General features: G+C 30.3%; 19 protein-coding genes and 2 pseudogenes. 10 read left to right on the top strand and 11 right to left on the bottom strand.

What is annotated here, in order from left to right:
* Positions 1-131: 131 nt before the first annotated feature.
* From AC1DKZ_RS29245 to AC1DKZ_RS29210, 8 genes and pseudogenes are all read right to left on the bottom strand, one after another.
* Entirely contained in the window at positions 132-1,034 is a 903-nt protein-coding gene (locus AC1DKZ_RS29245; protein WP_476997623.1) for an Rpn family recombination-promoting nuclease/putative transposase, read from the bottom strand.
* Positions 1,035-1,108: 74 nt separating this feature from the next.
* Positions 1,109-1,905, bottom strand: a pseudogene (locus AC1DKZ_RS29240) (recombinase family protein).
* A gap of 407 nt (positions 1,906-2,312) precedes the next feature.
* Positions 2,313-2,492 (bottom strand): annotated as a pseudogene (locus tag AC1DKZ_RS29235) (IS6 family transposase); the annotation flags it as partial.
* 73 nt (positions 2,493-2,565) lie between these two features.
* The gene (locus AC1DKZ_RS29230; protein WP_476997622.1) at positions 2,566-3,042 is read right to left on the bottom strand and encodes a hypothetical protein; all 477 of its coding nucleotides are present in this window, start codon (positions 3,040-3,042) and stop codon (positions 2,566-2,568) included.
* Positions 3,024-3,647, bottom strand: a complete 624-nt coding sequence (locus AC1DKZ_RS29225) for an ATP-binding cassette domain-containing protein (RefSeq protein WP_476997621.1) — start codon at positions 3,645-3,647, stop codon at positions 3,024-3,026. The genes AC1DKZ_RS29230 and AC1DKZ_RS29225 overlap by 19 nt, the downstream gene beginning before the upstream one ends.
* Positions 3,644-5,617 (bottom strand): DUF1430 domain-containing protein, encoded by a 1,974-nt coding sequence (locus AC1DKZ_RS29220; protein WP_476997620.1) that lies wholly within the window; start codon positions 5,615-5,617, stop codon positions 3,644-3,646. The genes AC1DKZ_RS29225 and AC1DKZ_RS29220 overlap by 4 nt, the downstream gene beginning before the upstream one ends.
* A gap of 114 nt (positions 5,618-5,731) precedes the next feature.
* Positions 5,732-6,067, bottom strand: coding sequence for a mediterrocin family bacteriocin (locus AC1DKZ_RS29215; protein ID WP_476997619.1), 336 nt, complete (start codon positions 6,065-6,067; stop codon positions 5,732-5,734).
* A gap of 470 nt (positions 6,068-6,537) precedes the next feature.
* On the bottom strand, positions 6,538-6,702 hold the full coding sequence (locus tag AC1DKZ_RS29210; protein ID WP_476997641.1) for a hypothetical protein: 165 nt from the start codon (positions 6,700-6,702) through the stop codon (positions 6,538-6,540).
* A gap of 466 nt (positions 6,703-7,168) precedes the next feature.
* Here AC1DKZ_RS29210 and AC1DKZ_RS29205 point away from each other — a divergent pair, with 466 nt between their 5' ends.
* The 5 genes from AC1DKZ_RS29205 to AC1DKZ_RS29185 all read left to right on the top strand — a co-directional run bounded on the left by AC1DKZ_RS29205 (position 7,169) and on the right by AC1DKZ_RS29185 (position 12,125).
* On the top strand, positions 7,169-8,965 hold the full coding sequence (locus AC1DKZ_RS29205; RefSeq protein WP_476997638.1) for an ABC transporter ATP-binding protein: 1,797 nt from the start codon (positions 7,169-7,171) through the stop codon (positions 8,963-8,965).
* 23 nt (positions 8,966-8,988) lie between these two features.
* Positions 8,989-9,534, top strand: a complete 546-nt coding sequence (locus AC1DKZ_RS29200) for a MauE/DoxX family redox-associated membrane protein (protein WP_476997618.1) — start codon at positions 8,989-8,991, stop codon at positions 9,532-9,534.
* A gap of 15 nt (positions 9,535-9,549) precedes the next feature.
* On the top strand, positions 9,550-10,113 hold the full coding sequence (locus tag AC1DKZ_RS29195) for a TlpA family protein disulfide reductase (protein ID WP_476997617.1): 564 nt from the start codon (positions 9,550-9,552) through the stop codon (positions 10,111-10,113).
* Between the two features lie 84 nt (positions 10,114-10,197).
* A complete protein-coding gene (locus AC1DKZ_RS29190; RefSeq protein ID WP_476997616.1) occupies positions 10,198-11,088 on the top strand; it encodes an ABC transporter permease subunit in 891 nt (296 codons plus the stop codon).
* Complete coding sequence (locus AC1DKZ_RS29185) at positions 11,085-12,125, top strand: peptide ABC transporter permease (RefSeq protein ID WP_476997615.1); 1,041 nt, start codon at positions 11,085-11,087, stop codon at positions 12,123-12,125. Before AC1DKZ_RS29190 ends, AC1DKZ_RS29185 begins: the two co-directional genes overlap by 4 nt.
* Before the next feature lie 60 nt (positions 12,126-12,185).
* Here AC1DKZ_RS29185 and AC1DKZ_RS29180 read toward each other — a convergent pair whose 3' ends face one another.
* Positions 12,186-12,674, bottom strand: a complete 489-nt coding sequence (locus tag AC1DKZ_RS29180; RefSeq protein WP_476997614.1) for a hypothetical protein — start codon at positions 12,672-12,674, stop codon at positions 12,186-12,188.
* 163 nt (positions 12,675-12,837) lie between these two features.
* Between AC1DKZ_RS29180 and AC1DKZ_RS29175 the strand changes: the two genes are divergently transcribed.
* On the top strand, positions 12,838-13,002 hold the full coding sequence (locus AC1DKZ_RS29175; RefSeq protein ID WP_427225475.1) for a hypothetical protein: 165 nt from the start codon (positions 12,838-12,840) through the stop codon (positions 13,000-13,002).
* A 389-nt stretch (positions 13,003-13,391) separates the two neighbouring features.
* Here the strand turns inward: AC1DKZ_RS29175 and AC1DKZ_RS29170 are convergent, their stop codons facing one another.
* Both AC1DKZ_RS29170 and AC1DKZ_RS29165 read right to left on the bottom strand, forming a co-directional pair.
* Complete coding sequence (locus AC1DKZ_RS29170) at positions 13,392-14,357, bottom strand: tyrosine-type recombinase/integrase (RefSeq protein WP_476997613.1); 966 nt, start codon at positions 14,355-14,357, stop codon at positions 13,392-13,394.
* Between the two features lie 10 nt (positions 14,358-14,367).
* Entirely contained in the window at positions 14,368-14,973 is a 606-nt protein-coding gene (locus tag AC1DKZ_RS29165; RefSeq protein ID WP_476997612.1) for a recombinase family protein, read from the bottom strand.
* A gap of 292 nt (positions 14,974-15,265) precedes the next feature.
* Here AC1DKZ_RS29165 and AC1DKZ_RS29160 point away from each other — a divergent pair, with 292 nt between their 5' ends.
* The 4 genes from AC1DKZ_RS29160 to AC1DKZ_RS29145 form a co-directional block, all read left to right on the top strand.
* Positions 15,266-15,484, top strand: a complete 219-nt coding sequence (locus AC1DKZ_RS29160; RefSeq protein ID WP_016097071.1) for a hypothetical protein — start codon at positions 15,266-15,268, stop codon at positions 15,482-15,484.
* 353 nt (positions 15,485-15,837) lie between these two features.
* Positions 15,838-16,011, top strand: coding sequence for a hypothetical protein (locus AC1DKZ_RS29155; protein WP_476997611.1), 174 nt, complete (start codon positions 15,838-15,840; stop codon positions 16,009-16,011).
* Positions 16,012-16,301: 290 nt separating this feature from the next.
* Positions 16,302-16,718, top strand: coding sequence for a FosB family fosfomycin resistance bacillithiol transferase (gene fosB / locus AC1DKZ_RS29150; protein ID WP_002090011.1), 417 nt, complete (start codon positions 16,302-16,304; stop codon positions 16,716-16,718).
* 552 nt (positions 16,719-17,270) lie between these two features.
* Positions 17,271-17,731 (top strand): IS6 family transposase (locus AC1DKZ_RS29145; RefSeq protein ID WP_476997610.1); only part of this gene is annotated, 461 nt, incomplete at its 3' end.

The following is a 17,731-nucleotide window of genomic DNA, read 5'->3' as shown; positions in this document are numbered from 1 at the left end:
CAACTGTTGAGAGCACAAATTTTCATTTAGGTAGTGATTCAAAACCTAAGCTTGATGGCAATGTATAGTGAATCTTATTAATAATAAAAAGCTTTGCGAGATTTTCCGCAAAGCTTTTGTAATGACATGTATTATAATAATAATTTTCGTATTTCTTCTGTACTGAGACCTGTGAATTTTGCAATATCTTCTAATGGCATACCATTCTTATGCATACCACGGATTAATTGGATTTTTCCTTCTTCAATTCCTTCTTTTCTTCCTGTTTGAATCCCTTCCTCTAATCCTTCTTCACGAGCGTGTGCCAACTTGGCTTGTTCATCTAAAAGTAACTTTTCACGAGCTTCATAAGCTGTTCGGAATGAGGAGTCATGGCTCATATTTTCCCATTTATTCATTGCTTTTTGTAAAATTGGATCTTGATTCATCGCAATCTCCTCCAATGTGTGAGTTAAATGTTCATCTTCATGTGCTGGTAGCAATAACATCCAGCGAACAAATACATTTTCCCATGGATTTACTTTTTCTTCATGCCATTGTTTGACCAATTTTGGAATTTCCACAAAATGAATTTCAATATCATCACTTAGTATCTGTTGCTTTTTTGGATTCCACAATTGTCCTATGGTATGAAATGAATCATCCTGGGAGAATAATATAAAATCTAATAAGTTAATGGTAATTGTTTTCCGAAGTGAACGATAGGGCATCCCCTCTTGCATTTGGGATGTATAGAGTTTACTCCAGTAATATAAAGATCGCTTCACCATATCATGTGTATTGCGAAGTTGTATCTCTATATTCACTTGCGTTCCGTTGTCTAATGTTGCTAATAAGTCTAATATGGATAACTTGTCATCTTCATAAGATTTATGAAGATGTGGATCTTCGAGTTGTAGAGATGCAATAGGTGCATCTAAAGATTCTTCTAGGATAGCGTTTAGAAATCCAGTTAAAATTTCTTCGTTTCCCTTCGTTCCGAATAACTGTTTAAAAGCGAAATCAATTCGTAAATTTACTAATTTTGTGGACATGGGTTTCCTCTCCCTGTCTTTCATTTCTTCTTATTATTTTATAATGTAATTCTTTATATAAGCAAATGCTACTTTTACCATTGTAGCTCCAATTCATCACAGTACACATCTAATTCCGTAAAACAGTTTTGTAAATCCGCTTCAAAATCAATTTCACGAATTATGCTAGCTACCTTTTTTTCTAAATCTGAAATTGTGTTGTAAGGAACATAAAATATGTATTCTCCTGAACGTTGTTCCATATTATATTGTGATATAAGGAAGGATTCGATATTCTTTCGAACTTTCCCCTTTCCTCGTACAAATTTACTATTATTTTCTACACGTAACAACATACGAATAGTGGCTGTTTGTTCTTTAGTTTGTTCGCCTTTTTCGGTTTGCTTATTTTTTCGTATATATCGGTAGAGTGTAGCTTGACTAATACCTGTCATGTTGACAATTTCTTGGATGCTATATTCTTTAGAATCATATAACTTCAATGCTCTCTGAAGGAAACTATCCTTAACACGAGGGCGTCCACCTACTCTTCCCCTTGCTCTTGCACTTTCAAGCCCTTCGTGAGTACGTTGAGCAATTAAGTCTCTTTCAAACTGGCTGAATGCTTGAAATACAGTTAACATCAATTTCCCTTGAGGTGTATTAGTATCAAACTGTTCTTTTATACTAACTAGCTTAACTCCCTTATTCTCAAAAAATCAACAAGTTCAATTAAATCTTTGGTACTTCTTCCTAATCTAGAAAAGCTTTCAACAACTAATGTATCACCTGATCTAATTTTATCTTTTAATCGAGTAAGCTCTGGACGATCACTTTTCGTACCTGTTATTTTTTCAGTTAAAATTTCAGTACAGTTATAATTTTGAAGCATGTCTAGTTGACGAATCAAATCTTGTTGTTGAGTACTTACCCTTGCATAGCCATAAATGGGGTTCGTGTAGTAACAGAACAGAAACGGCAATAACCTATATTTTCGCTTCACTGTATCCAATCTAAAGCGGAAAACTGCATAATCTTAAAAAATAAACCTAATCAAGGTTTATTTGGAATGCGTATTTTTAAAAACAAATAAACAAAATATCAAGCATGTGGGCATCAAGAACGGAAGTTCATGGAATACCCAACCTTAGCTTGATGGGCATGTATAGTGACTCCATATAGGGCGTGAACCGTTGCGATTCCTTTTATTGTACGTGAAGCATGGTGAAGTTTTTGAAATCCAGAAGACCTAGCAAAGACCGATGCTGCACATGGAGATGGTCTTGTTCTATGTAATTATTGAAATTTTATATAGGTTTCATCCATTTTCCAAGATAGTTGTGCTCTTTTGTTTTTCTTCTTCCAAATTTGATAGATAAGATTTCTATATTCATGAACCCAGTGCATAATGGTTGTTGGATGAATTGAAATACCACGTTCCTTCAGAATTGCAGACACATAACGATAACTTAAAGGAAAACACCTCATCTGTTATGCTCAGCGTTTGCTTTTTCCAGAGTTTATCCTAGTTTAGAAAACATTACAACAGAACCTATTTTTTCAAACCCCACATTTCATTCGCTTTAGAAATCATTGCTTGTACTTCTTCCTGATTTTCCTTTATTTGTTCAACAGCTGCTTCATCATCCTGATATATAGGATTCATATTCTCATCAACATAAACTTCAAATATTTGATCACCTTTTTGTAAGCGAACTCCATATTCATACCCACCAAATAGTAATGGCCAGATAATTAATCCGTCCAGGCTCTCAACTTTAGAAACCCCTAAATTACCCGTGAATCGTAAATAATCTGGTGTTTTAACGTTAAAGATATAACCGGATTTTTCCTTATTATAAACTCCATATTTATTTTTAGGAACCGCATCAATAAATTTCTGGTATTTAATTGTGACGGTTACGAACCAGATTAAATTCCAAAGTCCAAAGAGTATAATCAAAATAAGAATTATTTTTTTTATATTGAGTTTTTTAATATTTATATTCTTCAAACCAATTTCCCGCATAAATCCACCACCATATCACCTTGTTTTTTTATTTCCTCATCATGTGTCACTAATATTATAGTCTTTCCTTGTTTGCTGAGCTTTTTTAATATATTAAGTACTGATTCTGCATTTTGTTTATCTAAGGAACCAGTTGGTTCATCAGCAAGTATAATGTCACACTTTTTAAGCATTAACCTAGCTAAAGCGACTCTTTGTTGCTCTCCTCCAGACAATGTGTACACCTTTTTGTTTAATTTTTCTGTTAATCCAACAATTTTTAAACTTTCTTCTATTGATAAATTCGTTTGACAATCTTTACGAATTAATTTCAAATTTTCTTTAACAGTTTTATTATCTACTAATGCAAAATTTTGAAATAAAAACCCTATTTTGTATCTAAAATAATTTAGGTGGTTCTTTTTATTTTTTATATCTATACCATCAACTATAATTTCACCAGTATCAATTTTCTCAATAGCTCCAATCATATTAAGCAAAGTTGTTTTTCCACAACCACTAGGCCCAGAAAATATAACAAATTTCCCATTATCCACTTTTAAGTTGAAATCTGAAAATAGTATTTTATCATCAAATATCTTAGTCAAGTTTTTTATTTCTATCATGTATTTCCCCCTTTTAAAATTTTTTGGAGTTTCATTCTTTCCGTTTTATGAATATAGAACGACATTAAAGCGACCTCCAAAAATATGATGGCTATTCCACCAATAATGAGATAATATACATCATTAATATCTACTATTTTAGCAATAATAACTGATGCTATTATGCTTACTATTGAAGTTGCTATTGTCATTGAAATAAGTTTCCTATGTTTTTCAAATAAAGTGTGCCCTAGTACTTTTTTTAATGCGAGTTCAATAGCATTCACTTCATATTCTAATTTAATAATGGAGCTAATAATGATAAATTCTAAAAATAATATTAATGCGCTAAATACAAAGTTTATATATATAACTCTTTTAGCAATGTTCCATTTGTTCTGATAATTATCTAGAACGTTCGTTTTACTGACAATTTGATTAGTTAAATGATGCTTCTCAACAAATTGGTTAAATTCTTCATTTGATATTTTATACATAACATCATGCACATAATTTATCTTTTGAGAGTCATCTACTTGTTGATTTACTAATGTATCTATCGATAGATTATTTAAGATAATTACGGGATTTTTAACTAAGTCACTTCCATAAGTATAGTTCTCATCTATACTTATAATTTCTATGTTCTTTTTATAATAAATGGTTTCATATTCATATTTAATATTATTTCCTTCATAAAATTTTACAGATGCATTTAGTTGTTTAACAAGTTTAGTATTCCCTTTCAATTTTTCAGGTAGAATAAAATAAATGTCCTTATCTAATTTAATGCCATTTAATTCGTCTATTTCTTTTGATAAATACTTATATGAATTTCTATTTGCTAGAATCCCTTTTACGTCATCGAAATTAGAAATATTAACCAACGGTAATGCATCAAATTTCTCAATAAACTCTCTGTAAAACGTTGCTTGAACCTTTGCGCTTTCTGTCAGTGTATCAGGTACTGATCCATCACTATTTTGATAAGGCTTATATTCTAGTCTTGTGTAATAATACTCCTTATGATCTTCAAAAAAAGGTTTTTGTTTGTATAATTTATAAGATTCAAATATTAAAGCCAAATTGCTGGATATAATAAAAATTGTGATTATAGATGTCACTAATTTTAAACTATAGTTGAGGGATAATAATTTTCTAGAACTTTTACTATTAGAAAAGACTTCTTTTACATCATAAAAATATAAATTTAAATAAAGCAATGCATTTGATATTAATAAAAGTAAAAATAAAAGTACAGAAATACGAATTCCAAAAAATACATAAGTATACTTTGATAATATAAATATGATTATCAAAAAATAAAAAATATAAACTAGTGAATCGAGTATGACATTCTTCCAATAAATCTTATGTATGTTTTCTCCCATAGAAACCCTAATTAGATTTTCTTTCTTTTGTAAAATAGCATCATAAAAGGTTAATAACAATATAATACTTATAATAAGAAACCAAATAAAAAGAATATTAGCCTTTAAATCCGTATTTTTATAACCTTCTTTAGGATGATTACCGGCATATTTATCAATTAAATCCATTTTAAATGCCTTTACTTGCTTTTTATCACCTATGATATAAAAGTCATTGACACGATCCATTGTAGCTATATCGTTTACTTTCTTAAAAGTAAATCGGCTTTTCCCTAAAAATAGACTGGGATATTCTCTTTCAAATATATTTAAATTTTTGTTTATGTAATTCTCAACTCCAGAGGTACCGTAAATATCATATTGTGTATAAAAAGTACTACGGGGTGACTTAATAAAAGTAAAAACTTCTACCTTATTCTTTTGAGCAGAATTAAGTATATCGCTTATCATTTCTTTATCAGATGTATTTGGTTGTATGTACATCGTTGTATTAGCAAACTCAGTTTGAAAATCATTTAATTGGAAAGTATGACTTTCGCCTATAATCAATATACCGATAAATAAAACAAAAAAACTAATAATATACTTAATCCCTTTCAAAAATATCCCCCCGCATTTTTAAATAGCATGATACTCCATATTATTTCTATTTTCTATATTGATAGCTAAAAATCTTACAAACTAAAAATAAACGTTTAGTATTTAAAATATAAATTAATAAGTTAAGCTATATTGAATGAAGCTACCACTGTGCGTAACCTCTATTTTAGCCCAACTACCAGATCCCGCATTATCAGAATAAGCACCATTACTATTGCTCACTGTAGCAGAATGATCATATTTACCATGCATTGTATGAGTATAATCTTCATTAATCCAAGAGGTATTATAGCCATAATTCATAATATAGTTTGTCCCACTAGTACTAAGTTCCCAATCATTTGAGAAAGATTGTCCTCTGCTATTTCTACTGATTGTATCAGCAAATGCAGCAGTAGATGTCCCCAGTACTCCTAAAGCCAATAATGAACAAAGTAACTTTTTTTTCATGAATTTTCCTCCCTAATTTTCAAAAATTTTTAGTTTGAGACTCAGATGATCCATTTTTAATGATAAGAAAAACACGTTAATTTATGTAACAGCTCCCCTCTATGGCTAAATTAACCCATCTACTTTTTAGATTTCAAATTATCAAAATACTAAACTTCATGTGCAAACAGGTCATGCCAGGACCAAATTTAAAGATATTTTCCTAAGTACTTGTAAAATTTGGTCTTCTATAATAAACAACCTACTTTGTGAATAGGCTGTTTATAACGTAATCTACAATATTTGGCAATTATTATAAACGTAGTAACAAATTCTTCAAAATAATGACAATTCCTTTTAAAATTTAAATTTTAAAAATATTTTGACGTAAAATGAAAACATAAAAAAGAAACTTTTCTAGAAATGCTGTAGGGAATTTCTTTTCACCAGATACACCAAACTTTACTTCTCCATCCACTTTATAAATTCGTTCAACGATACGTATCTTTGTCATCATTTGTAGTTCGTTCGTTTTTCTTTTTCTTATCTAAGAGTAACTGACGCATTTTAAACATCGTCGATGAACAGAGTAAAATACTAATGAGTTGCCCATATAAATGGCATTCTAAGCGTTCTTTCTTGATTTCTTTGCCCATTTTCATTACAACTAGAGGTATCGCCACATGCTCATCAAGCTAGTGAAAAGAAACACCCCAAAACAGTAAAATGTACAAAATTCTTGTTTTGGGGGCATCATGAAACCTTGCTTGATGGCAATGTGTTTCATCCCCCGTATCATCACAATAAACATAAGCCCATCCTATTCGATGGCTATTGCTAAGTTGAAGAAAAGGAAAAAGCTACTTGATGCCCCCAATAAGACAAGTAAAATATCTAAATAACATTTTTGCACCAGAACTAGAAAAATAATATTCTCATTAGTGAAAATATACAGAAAACTACTATTTATTTGCGTTTCTATAGATTATAATTATGTTTTAGTGATTTATTCTAATTATTTCTAATTTATGATAATTATAGAAAATGATATACAACTATTCATGATATTAATTATATTTTTTTCTTTATCTTAAATATATTTGGAATTGAGGAATCTTTGTGATGAATAATACGTACCTGAAGACGGCTAAATTTATTTGGAATAAAGGGAAAATGTGGGTTGCATTTACTATTTTAATTACAATTATATTAAGTTTATTGCCCATAATAGGTATATATATAACCAAAGAATTAATTAATGAAATTTCTAACATTTTGATGACAGAGAATTCGGATTATAAGTTAGTATTTATCCTATTAATAATTCAATTATTAATAGGAACAGTTAGTTCTATTATAGAAAATACCAAAACTTATATAGATAAAAAGACTGAATTTATATTTGAAGTGGAGCTCAAACAAAGAATTATAAAACAAGCTACTCAATTGCCTTTACATCATTTTGAATTACCCAGCTTCTATGATCACTTTAAACGAATAAATAATAATATGGGAGCAAGATTTTTATTACCATTTCGTAATATAATGCAAATTATTCAATCAACATTAAGTATGACTTCGTATTGCATACTTCTTTTTACTATTCATTGGAGCTTAATTTTTGTGAGTCTTTTAATTGCTTTTCCTGTGTTCATCATTAAAAGTAAGTTTGGGAGCAAAAAATTTTCTTTATTTCTCTATCAAACACCTATTGCAAGAGAAATCTCATATATTGATTATCTGCTAGGAAACCGAGATGCGGCAAAAGAAATTAGAATTTTCAATCTATCCAATCACCTTTTAAGAAGGTGGACAAGTAAATTTCAAACAAATACTAAGAGTTCTCTAGAGTTGTTAAAGAAGGAGCAGGGAGCAAATATATTTTTGGATCTATTGACAGGAGGGCTATACTGTATTGCGGCAGTAATTATTATTTTTGTTATGAAATTTAAAAAGTTAGGTGTTGGTGAATTTATTGCCATTACTCAAGCAACTCAAGGGATTCAAGATTGTATCAGTAGAGCATCAGAGGTTTTAGCAAAATTAAAAGAAGATGAATTTTACATTAAAGATTATTTTTCTTTTGTGGAAAGAGATAGTCACTCTAAAGAATCAAGTGGGAACAAATTATTTCCTAATTCCTTAAAGGCAGGAGTATCTATACAGGAGTTAAGTTTTAAGTATCCTGGTAGTGAATGCTATTCCTTACATAATATCAATCTTTACATTAAGCCTGGAGAAAAGATTGCAATAGTTGGAGAAAATGGATCGGGTAAAACAACTCTTATTAAATGTTTGATGGGGCTATATATGCCAAGTGAAGGAAACATACATTTTGATGATTTAGATATTAGAGAGATTAAAACAGATTCTCTTAGAGAAAATATAACAGCTGTATTTCAAGATTTTATAAAATACTCTTTCACAGTTAATGAAAACATCCTATTTGGTGATTTAAAAGCAAAAAAGGCAGATATTAAAGAAGTTGCAATCCAAAGTGGTGTTGATAGTTTTGTAAAAAAATTTAAAGATACATACGATACAAGGTTAGGAAAGGTTTTTGAAGATGGTGAAGACCTATCAGGTGGACAATGGCAAAAGATAGCACTTGCTAGAGCGCTTTTAAAGGATAGACAATTTTTTGTTTTAGATGAGCCATCATCTGCATTAGACCCCTTCGCAGAAATAGAATTATTTCAAAATCTTAATGAAATTGTTGGGGATAAAACAGCAATATTCATTTCACATAGAATGTTTGCAGCAAAGTATGCAGATAGAATTTTTGTAATGAAAGATGGGAGTATTATTGAACAAGGTTCACATAGTGAATTAATGAATATAGATTCTGAATACGCACGAATGTATCAATTACAAGCAGAATTATACAACATGGAAGATGAACCAGTAGTGATTAAATAATTATATTATGGTGGTGATTGCATTTGGACGAATTATCTTTAGGTCTGAGGTTATGTATAGGAAGTATTTTTATTGGAACATTTATTGATAAAATTCAAAATTTCATCTCACATATGGGAGTAGTCAGAAGTTATCGAATAGTTCCGGAAAATATTCTTAGGCCATTAGTATATGTAGAGATAACTTTAGAATTGATTATTGGAATAGGAATGATATTAGGGATTATGGTAAACTTTATGAATCTTATAGCAGCCTTTCTATTATCATTATATGCATTTGCAATGATTGTAAACCTGATAAGAGGAAACTATGATTTAAGTTGTGGTTGTGGAGGTATACTAGGTGACTCCAAAATTTCATGGAAACTTGTAATTAGAAATATAGTTTTTTTATTAGTAGTAATCTTTATGAATTATTCACCTCATGAGTTAGGTACTGTAGATGCATATTTAAAATTAGGAGATATATCAGTTCTGTATAATGAATCTGTGCTATATATAGTAACTACTTTTGTTTTGCTGTATGCATTTATTTTGGTTTTAAGAGCATTTGCTAGACTTAATGATTAGAGGGAGTGAAGCTTTATGTCAAGGGTAGGGATAGTCGCTTACTGTTTACAATCAATAATAATTTTATTATTAATACTAATTGTATATAGACTAATAAAAGAAATCGCATTTATTAAAAAAAACATGAGTAATCAAGATGAAAATAAAGAAGAATTTGGCCCGAAAGTAGGAAGCTTTTTCCCAAGTATATTAAACCATACACAGAATACGAACTTCAGGGGCGAGTATCCAAATGTCATTCTTTTTTTTGCAGTAGGGTGCCCACCTTGTGAGAGTCTCATTGAGTCATTGGAATCTCACCGTTCTTTCCTTAAAGAATATAACTTTCTAGCATTTTTAGACGATAAGAATTCAGATGAAATAAGTAAATACATCGGGAAATTTGAAAGGCTAAATTTACCTACAATTAGATCTAAAGAACTTCTAATGGAAAATAACATTAAACTATTTCCGTTTTATGTAATTTTAGATGATGTGGGTAAAGTCATAAATAAAGGTCCAATCAACAATTTAACTAAACTAAAAAATGATCTTAAAAGTACAAAAAGAAAGAAATCAAGAATTTTATCTAACGCTTAAAAATTGCTTCAGAAACTTGTTCTACAATATAAAATTTCGTTGCTTGATATTTAATGAGTTTGAATTTTATTAAAGGAGTGCCATATGATAAAAATAATATCAAAAATGGGTATGAATTTTTTCATCATTTTATTTGGAATTCTATGTGTACTATGTTTACCTTATTTGTTAGCGTATAATCAAAAAATTTCTTTTCAGCCGTTTCTATATATGTTTTCATTAGAAGATACATTAAAACAGTTATTTCATTTAAATGATGTTACTTTTCAAGTTCACAATGGTACACATTTAAAGACTTACCCTTTTCTACCATATTTATTAAATAACTACATATATTCGATATCTCTTATTGTCATTTCTTTTATTATAGCTTTTGTTTTTGCATGTAGCATGGCATATATTTATATGTTGGTCTCTCACAGAAAAAGAAAATGGATACAGCAAGTTTTATTGGTATTTGAGTCATTCCCAGATATAATGGTAATTATTTCTGTACAAGCCCTTTTTATTTGGATTTATAAAAAAACGGAATTTGCGCCATTTACAATTTTATCTTTTCAAGAAAATAGAGCATATGCCTTACCTATTTTATGTTTATGTATCTTACCAACTATCCAAGTGTTCCGCTTTCTTATTTTGTATTTAGAGGAAGAACAGTATAAACCTTATGTAGAACTTCTAATAGGAAAAGGGTTGACGAAACCCTATATTGTACTTGTACATTTATTTCGCAACGTAATCATTCACCTCTTTTATCATTCTAAAAGTATCTTTCTTTTTATGATTTCTAACTTATTTGTTTTAGAATATATTTTTAATATTAATGGTTTAATGAAATTTTTACTTGATTATGGCTCGCAAAATCCAGTTATTAGTCTAACTGCGGTCTTCCTTATTTTTGTTCCGTTTTATATAATGTTCTGCGTAATCTCTATTATAATTAGACGTGTAACAAATAAGGAGGGGCTACTATGATACGCAAAATAATGGCCTCTAAACGTGTGAGGTTTGGAGTGATTTTTTTAGGGATTCTTCTACTATCTAGTATATTGTATGATCCATTATTAAAGGAGATACTTCCAACTCAAAAAAGGTTACTATTTAATCAAGAAAGAGAGTTAATGGCTTCTGCGCCTTTTACTCCTATTCAGATGCCTCCATTTGGTTCTGATCGTTTAGGAGTACCGATCTTTAATAAGATTTTAGAAGGAGCAAAATACACAATTGGATTGGCGGTATTTGTAAGTTTTTTCCGTGTATTCTTTGGGGCAGTTATAGGATTATTTATCAGCTTGTATATGAAAAGGCTAAAAGGATTTATTAGGGGATTAAGTCAAGCGTTTGACTATATACCAACAATTTTTCTAGCATTTATTCTTATCAAACCATTGTATGTTTCTGTAACAGGTGAGGATACTTCGGTTGCTATACAATGGGCGCTTATTACTTATCAACTTTTTGTTGCGATTGGTATAGGCGTACCAACAGTCTCTGTATTTATTGCCAGTGAGATAGATGAATATAAAAAAAATGAGCATGTTATGAGCTCTATCATAATGGGAGCAACTAAGTTACACTTAATTCGTACACATATTTGGCTATATTTAAAGGACAAATTACTTATCTTATTTATGCAAAATATTGTGCAATCACTAATTTTATTTACACATTTAGGAATATTACATGTATTTATAGGTGGTCAGAGACTGGTACCTATAGATGACAATACTCTTAAAAATATTTCATTATCTAATGAGTGGTCAGGGCTAATAGGAATAAATAATTATGAACTAATGGTTTCTCCTTGGATTATACTTAGTCCTTTAATTGCATTCTTTATTACCATTTATACAATTAAAGTAATGACGGAAGGAATTCAAGATGTTTTTAATACAAGAATCGTTCAATCTCCTATAAAAAAACAAAAACTAGTGAAACGAAAATTAACATTAGAAAAACACTTATTTACATTTAATGTTTCAAACGAAAACAAAGAGAGAATAGGAGATTAATCCTACACTCTCTTTGTTCTTATTTATAAAGGTTTTTAACATGCTAGTTAAGCTATAAGACTAATTTTTAAAAGTAGAAGAATGCTCTTTTTCAGCTTCTTTTAATGCGCTCACACTTGATTGAAATACCCATTCTGAATTTATTTCACCTTCACAACCATTCACTTCATATACAGCATTTGAAGCTTGCTCACTTATATCTATATTTTTACATACCAGTGTCTTTCCTTTTTCATTTTTATATGTAATTTGATTTCCATCATACTGTAAGTTCTTGTTTGCTTTCTTATTAGCAGTAATTACTTGTATTTTAACATTATCTGTTTGTCCTGTTTTGGTATGTTTTATAAACTCTAAAAGACGGGATAATTGAGTTGTTTTCCCCATATTAAACACTACTGTATTTTCATCAGTAGTGGTCGCCTCTTTTGGTTGTGAAGCATTTGATGGTGTTTTAGAAGTACTTGTTCGTGAAGTTTGAATATCCGAACAACCAACTATTAATAAAAATAAGAAAAGAATTCCTGTTAACCTAAAAAAAATACGCATGCTATTCCACCTGCCCTATAATTTTCTTCATCATATCATAATGAATTTTTCTTTTATAGATTATATTAGGTAAAAAATATAAAAAATGGCAAAAATGCTATATTTCTCAACAAGGTGTGTTATAATTGTTTATGTAAATATCTGAAAAAGGGGAATATTCAAAATGAAAAAACTATTTAGTAGTCTTTTTGGTAAAAGTCAAGAAGTACCAGCAGAAATTGTATGTTATTATGACTATCCACACTGTTATACTTTTGAAGAAACTGATGCGACAGGAATTATCAATCCACGTACTGGTAACGTTATATTTCAGCACTGTGGTTGCTAATATTTAAGAATTTAATCTAAAAAGTTTTATCCAAGAAGTTCTATCCTAAAATGGTGTGAGCTTCTTTTTTATATTTAGAGATATCGCTTATGTCCATAAATGTAAGAGTTTTCACTATTAGGGGTTCAGCCGAGATACGTGTATATCTCGGCTGAACCCTAACTTTATTCTAAAACAACACTATGTTATTTTTTTATGCCCAAAACTAGCATTTCTTCTTTTAATGAGCGCCAGGGTTCAATCTTGATAGATTTAGTGGATTTATCTCGTAAGATATATTCATGTATATAATATGATTCCTCGTTTTTCTTCATTATAAATCCTCTTTTCCTCCTTAAAATAATTGAAATCCTGTAGGTGTGTAAAAATCACATATTAAATGCTAATTTCTAATTTGTTTTTACTTCGTTTTTCTTATAGTAATCGTAATATCTTTTTAGAGATAAGTGAGATTTAAATCCAACTTTCTGCATGAGATGTTCAGGTGTGTTTTTCTGATTAATTTCCCTTAAAACAAAGGTGTTCCGAAAATGTTGGGCAGAAATTCCCTTTCGAAGATTGGCACGTTTCACTTCTAAACGAATCATTTTTTGTACCGAGATTTCAGTTAAAAATTTCGGTGCATCATCGTCATAGCTCCAATGGTATGTCCCACGAGTAAAGTCAAAAGCAACAAATAGTGGATCGCTGCTGTGATACTTAGGACGAACAGGCTCAGGAATGGTTTTATAGTAATGGTATAAATGTAATTTGTCTTCTTCTTTCAAATGGATTGTACGCTTTATTTTTGAGTCTTCAGGAATAGATAGCGTGTTACTCTCGAAATGAACATGTTTCATTTGCAAAGAAACGAGTTCCTGTAAAGATAATCCGTAGTCCAGGAGTAAGATTATAATAGAAAGATTACGTTCTAATAGCATAGGGCGTGTAGAACTTTGCTTTTCTGTTAGGCCTTCTAATGAAGAAACTACTTGTTTTAGGCGCTTCTCTTCATGTGGAGAAATGAAATCTTCTTTACGCAATGCACGATTAGGTGGATCTATGTGAATAACACCTTCTATCGGGCTTGGTAAATCTAAGTATTCGTACAACCTGTTTAGGACTATGTATATACGGTGTACAGTTTTATCAGAGTATTGGCGTTCTTCTTTTAAATAGTCAAAAAATGTTTTGAAATCTTTTTTGTGTAGTGATTCCCAAGTGTTATTGTTCGAGAATTTTTTTGATTGGTGCATCCATTGAATGAAGCTTTCCACATCGTAAATATATCGTTTAATTGTAGAAGGTTTTCTTCCTTTGTTTGATAAATACGAAGAGAATCCTTGTATTGTATTTTGGGTCTCTTTTGTAGTCATACTATATTTTTCACTCCTTATCTTCATACCTTTTGACTACTCTATAAAATGTAGGGCTTGTCATATTGCACTTTTTCATAGCGTATAGCGCTGTGCTCTTTCCGTCTTTCCAATCGTTATATGCATCGATAAATTCCGGTGTTATTTCAGTTTTGGGTCTACCCAAATGCTTACCTTTTTTCTTTGCAGCTTCAATTCCTTCACGTTGACGAGTTTTTATTTTCGTTCGTTCTTCTTCAGCAAGCCAAGACAAGATTTGGAGTACCAAGTCAGTAATAAGATTTCCTAAACTATCTTTATATTGAGTTGTATCTAGAAGTGGCATGTCTAATACGATAATATGAGCTTGTATATTTTGGGTAATATCTTTCCATTCCTGAAGGATTGCTTCTTTATTTCTTCCGAAACGATCCAGGGAGTGAATATATAAAATATCATCTTTTCTTAACATGCGTTTTACAAGTTGGTATTGTTCACGGTTAAAGTTTCTTCCGCTCTGTTTATCGACAAAAATATCTCGTTCGTCAGTGATGAGTTGTTTCATTGCTTCGAGCTGACGATCTTCATTTTGATCTTTGCTACTGACTCTTATATATCCAAATTTTCTTGTATTCAAAATAAATAGACATCCCTTCAAAATTGTTCCTAATGAAATTATAACAAATATACTTCAAAAGGTGTCATTAATTATTTAGTACTTCAAAAGTGTGTTTTCGAACCTTTTGAAGCACTGAATTTAATAGAGTTTACTGTGCTAAAAAAGGTGTACCTTTTGGAACATAAAATAATCCCTAAGAAATTAAAAGTTATTCGATTTATTGTTGTTTTTTGAATATTTCACGAAAAACGACTAATATGTTGTAAAATTTAGGTATACAATAAATTTATATAGGAAAGAAGGAATATTCATGTTCAATAATTATATAATCGCAAAAGACGAACTTTTTTATAAAAAACGTTTTTACAATGTATTAGCTTCAACCCCTCTTGTAGTCATTTCACTAATAGCTATATATTTATTAGATTTTGGATTAATTAATTTTGTAGTCTTAACTGGCATTGCAATAATGACTTTAATAATTCAGTTCATTTATTATTATTCAAATTGGAAAAAACCTCTCAAGTGACTTTGGTAGGTTTCAAGATATATTGACTACTGATAATGAGACGTTATGTTAACTGAGCATGAATATGGTATACATATAATCCACGATAAAATAAGCATAAACTCATCTTATTTGCTAAAAATAAAAACAAATCAAAATTAAGGTGAGATCAATGAAAAAAATAAGAAAAATATCTAGAATCACACTAGTTATAACACTTATTTTATTTTTTGGTCTTTTATTTCTAGGACCAAAAGATAGCATGTTACTACTTATTTTTCTAATCATTCTAGAATCCGTTGTTCTTCCTCTATCCGTTATAGGATCAGCATGTCCCACATCAGAATCAGAATAAGAAATGGAGGCTGTATTTCTTGGATAAATTAATTGCTGTATTAACAACAATAAGTCTCTTCGTTTTTTTATTGTCTTTGGTGATCGCAATGAGTGTTCAAAAAAAGAATATTAAAAGAATTAGTATTGTCATTTCAGTTGTTTCCATCATGATTTTTATAGGAGGATTTACCTTTGAATATTACAAGATCTAACTTCCAATAACGAATTTTATGTAAATAAGCTGCCTATATGGACAGCTTATTTCTTTGCTTAGCGTTGTTTTTTCCGAAATGCTAGCGGGACCCTTTGCCCATCAACTTAAGAATTTTATCATGTCCTAAAACAAAAAAATGTACATTTTTTGGTTGAGATGCTATTCTTCTCGTCTTGGAAGATTTTCTTTCCTTAGCTTGCTGGTGATAAGTTTATACTCCTAGTAGTAAAATGTCTTTTTACTTATAATGGGATATGTAACTTAATTAATTAACAAGGAGAATGGAACATGATACAAAGTATTAACCACATTTGTTTTTCAGTTATAAATCTAGAGAAGGCTATTGAGTTTTATCAAAATATACTTCAAGCGAAATTATTAGTAAAAGGTAGAAAGTTAGCTTATTTTGATTTAAATGGTTTATGGATTGCTCTAAATGTGGAAGAAAGTATACCAAGAAATGAAGTTCAGTACTCTTACACACATATAGCTTTCACTGTAACAAATAATGAGTTTGATTCTTTAAAAGAAATATTAATTCAAAATCATGTTAATATCTTACCTGGACGAGAAAGAGATGACCGAGATAAACGGTCTATTTATTTTACAGATCCCGATGGGCACAAGTTTGAGTTTCATACTGGTACTTTGCAAGATCGTTTACAATATTATAAAGAAGATAAAAAGCATATGACTTTTTACTGATAAAAAAGCTAGTAAAATACTAGCTTTTTGCATTTCTGATAATGAAGATTATGTAAATGTATAAAGGTAACAGAAATAATGATTAAACAGGTTTATAAGGCGCTGATACATCGCTATAAAATCAATAAAGCTATAAAGACGTTATCTTTTCTGGAGAATTATAGGAAAGGATGACGTTTTTTTATGAATTTTTCACTTAAGGATGAACTACAACCATTTGTGGAAGAATTTCAGGGATATGTTACACCTGTATTTTTTGAAGAACTGGCAAGATGTATGATTTTATTGTAGGAATGTTTTGATCCGATGATCCGAAAGATCAGGTTGTTCTCGCTCTTAAGTTGATGGACATGGGTCACCATATCAAAAAAAGAAAATTGTACGTTTAGACACATTTTGGGCACAATTTAAGGGGCTTACTGTACGTTTAGACTATTTTTCTGTGAAATAGGAGTTAATTTGGTTCTGGTGCAAAAAATTCAAAATATCTGGAAGTAATCTCCCAAACTTGGACATACTGATACTAGTACTCTAAAAAAGGACGTGATCAGTATGAAAAAGAAAAATCTATTCAAGTGGAAACATTATCAACCTGATATTATTTTATTAACCGTGAGATGGTACCTACGGTACAATCTCAGTTTTCGTGATTTAGTCGAAATGATGGAAGAACGCGGGCTATTTATTGCTCATACAACCATCATGCGTTGGGTTCATCAATATGGCCCTGAATTAGATGAGCGATTAAGGTGTCATCTTAAGCCAACCAATGATTCTTGGCGAGTCGATGAGACGTATGTGAAAGTCAAAGGTCAATGGATGTACCTATATCGTTCCGTTGATTCAAAAGGAAATACGATTGACTTTTATTTAAGTAAAACAAGAAATCATAAGGCTGCAAAGCGCTTTTTCAAGAAAGCTTTGCGGTCTTTTCATGTTTCAAAGCCCCGTGTTATCACAGTAGACAAGAACCCAGCCTATCCTATGGCAATTGAAGAGTTGAAGAAAGAGAA

The sequence above is a fragment of the Bacillus sp. 05T21 genome (genome assembly GCF_056396785.1).
The sequence above is the reverse complement of the archived record's forward strand: the minus strand, read 5'-3'. Positions and strand labels throughout refer to the sequence as shown.

Excerpts from the sequence above, each read along its gene's own strand:
- AC1DKZ_RS29180 (WP_476997614.1), bottom strand. The coding sequence starts at position 12,674 with ATGCGTATTTTTTTTAGGTTAACAGGAATTCTTTTCTTATTTTTATTA.
- AC1DKZ_RS29205 (WP_476997638.1), top strand. The coding sequence starts at position 7,169 with ATGAATAATACGTACCTGAAGACGGCTAAATTTATTTGGAATAAAGGG.
- AC1DKZ_RS29215 (WP_476997619.1), bottom strand. The coding sequence starts at position 6,067 with ATGAAAAAAAAGTTACTTTGTTCATTATTGGCTTTAGGAGTACTGGGG.
- AC1DKZ_RS29210 (WP_476997641.1), bottom strand. The coding sequence starts at position 6,702 with ATGGGCAAAGAAATCAAGAAAGAACGCTTAGAATGCCATTTATATGGG.
- AC1DKZ_RS29195 (WP_476997617.1), top strand. The coding sequence starts at position 9,550 with ATGTCAAGGGTAGGGATAGTCGCTTACTGTTTACAATCAATAATAATT.
- AC1DKZ_RS29175 (WP_427225475.1), top strand. The coding sequence starts at position 12,838 with ATGAAAAAACTATTTAGTAGTCTTTTTGGTAAAAGTCAAGAAGTACCA.
- AC1DKZ_RS29190 (WP_476997616.1), top strand. The coding sequence starts at position 10,198 with ATGATAAAAATAATATCAAAAATGGGTATGAATTTTTTCATCATTTTA.
- AC1DKZ_RS29245 (WP_476997623.1), bottom strand. The coding sequence starts at position 1,034 with ATGTCCACAAAATTAGTAAATTTACGAATTGATTTCGCTTTTAAACAG.
- AC1DKZ_RS29185 (WP_476997615.1), top strand. The coding sequence starts at position 11,085 with ATGATACGCAAAATAATGGCCTCTAAACGTGTGAGGTTTGGAGTGATT.
- AC1DKZ_RS29170 (WP_476997613.1), bottom strand. The coding sequence starts at position 14,357 with ATGACTACAAAAGAGACCCAAAATACAATACAAGGATTCTCTTCGTAT.
- AC1DKZ_RS29225 (WP_476997621.1), bottom strand. The coding sequence starts at position 3,647 with ATGATAGAAATAAAAAACTTGACTAAGATATTTGATGATAAAATACTA.
- AC1DKZ_RS29230 (WP_476997622.1), bottom strand. The coding sequence starts at position 3,042 with ATGCGGGAAATTGGTTTGAAGAATATAAATATTAAAAAACTCAATATA.
- fosB (WP_002090011.1), top strand. The coding sequence starts at position 16,302 with ATGATACAAAGTATTAACCACATTTGTTTTTCAGTTATAAATCTAGAG.
- AC1DKZ_RS29160 (WP_016097071.1), top strand. The coding sequence starts at position 15,266 with ATGTTCAATAATTATATAATCGCAAAAGACGAACTTTTTTATAAAAAA.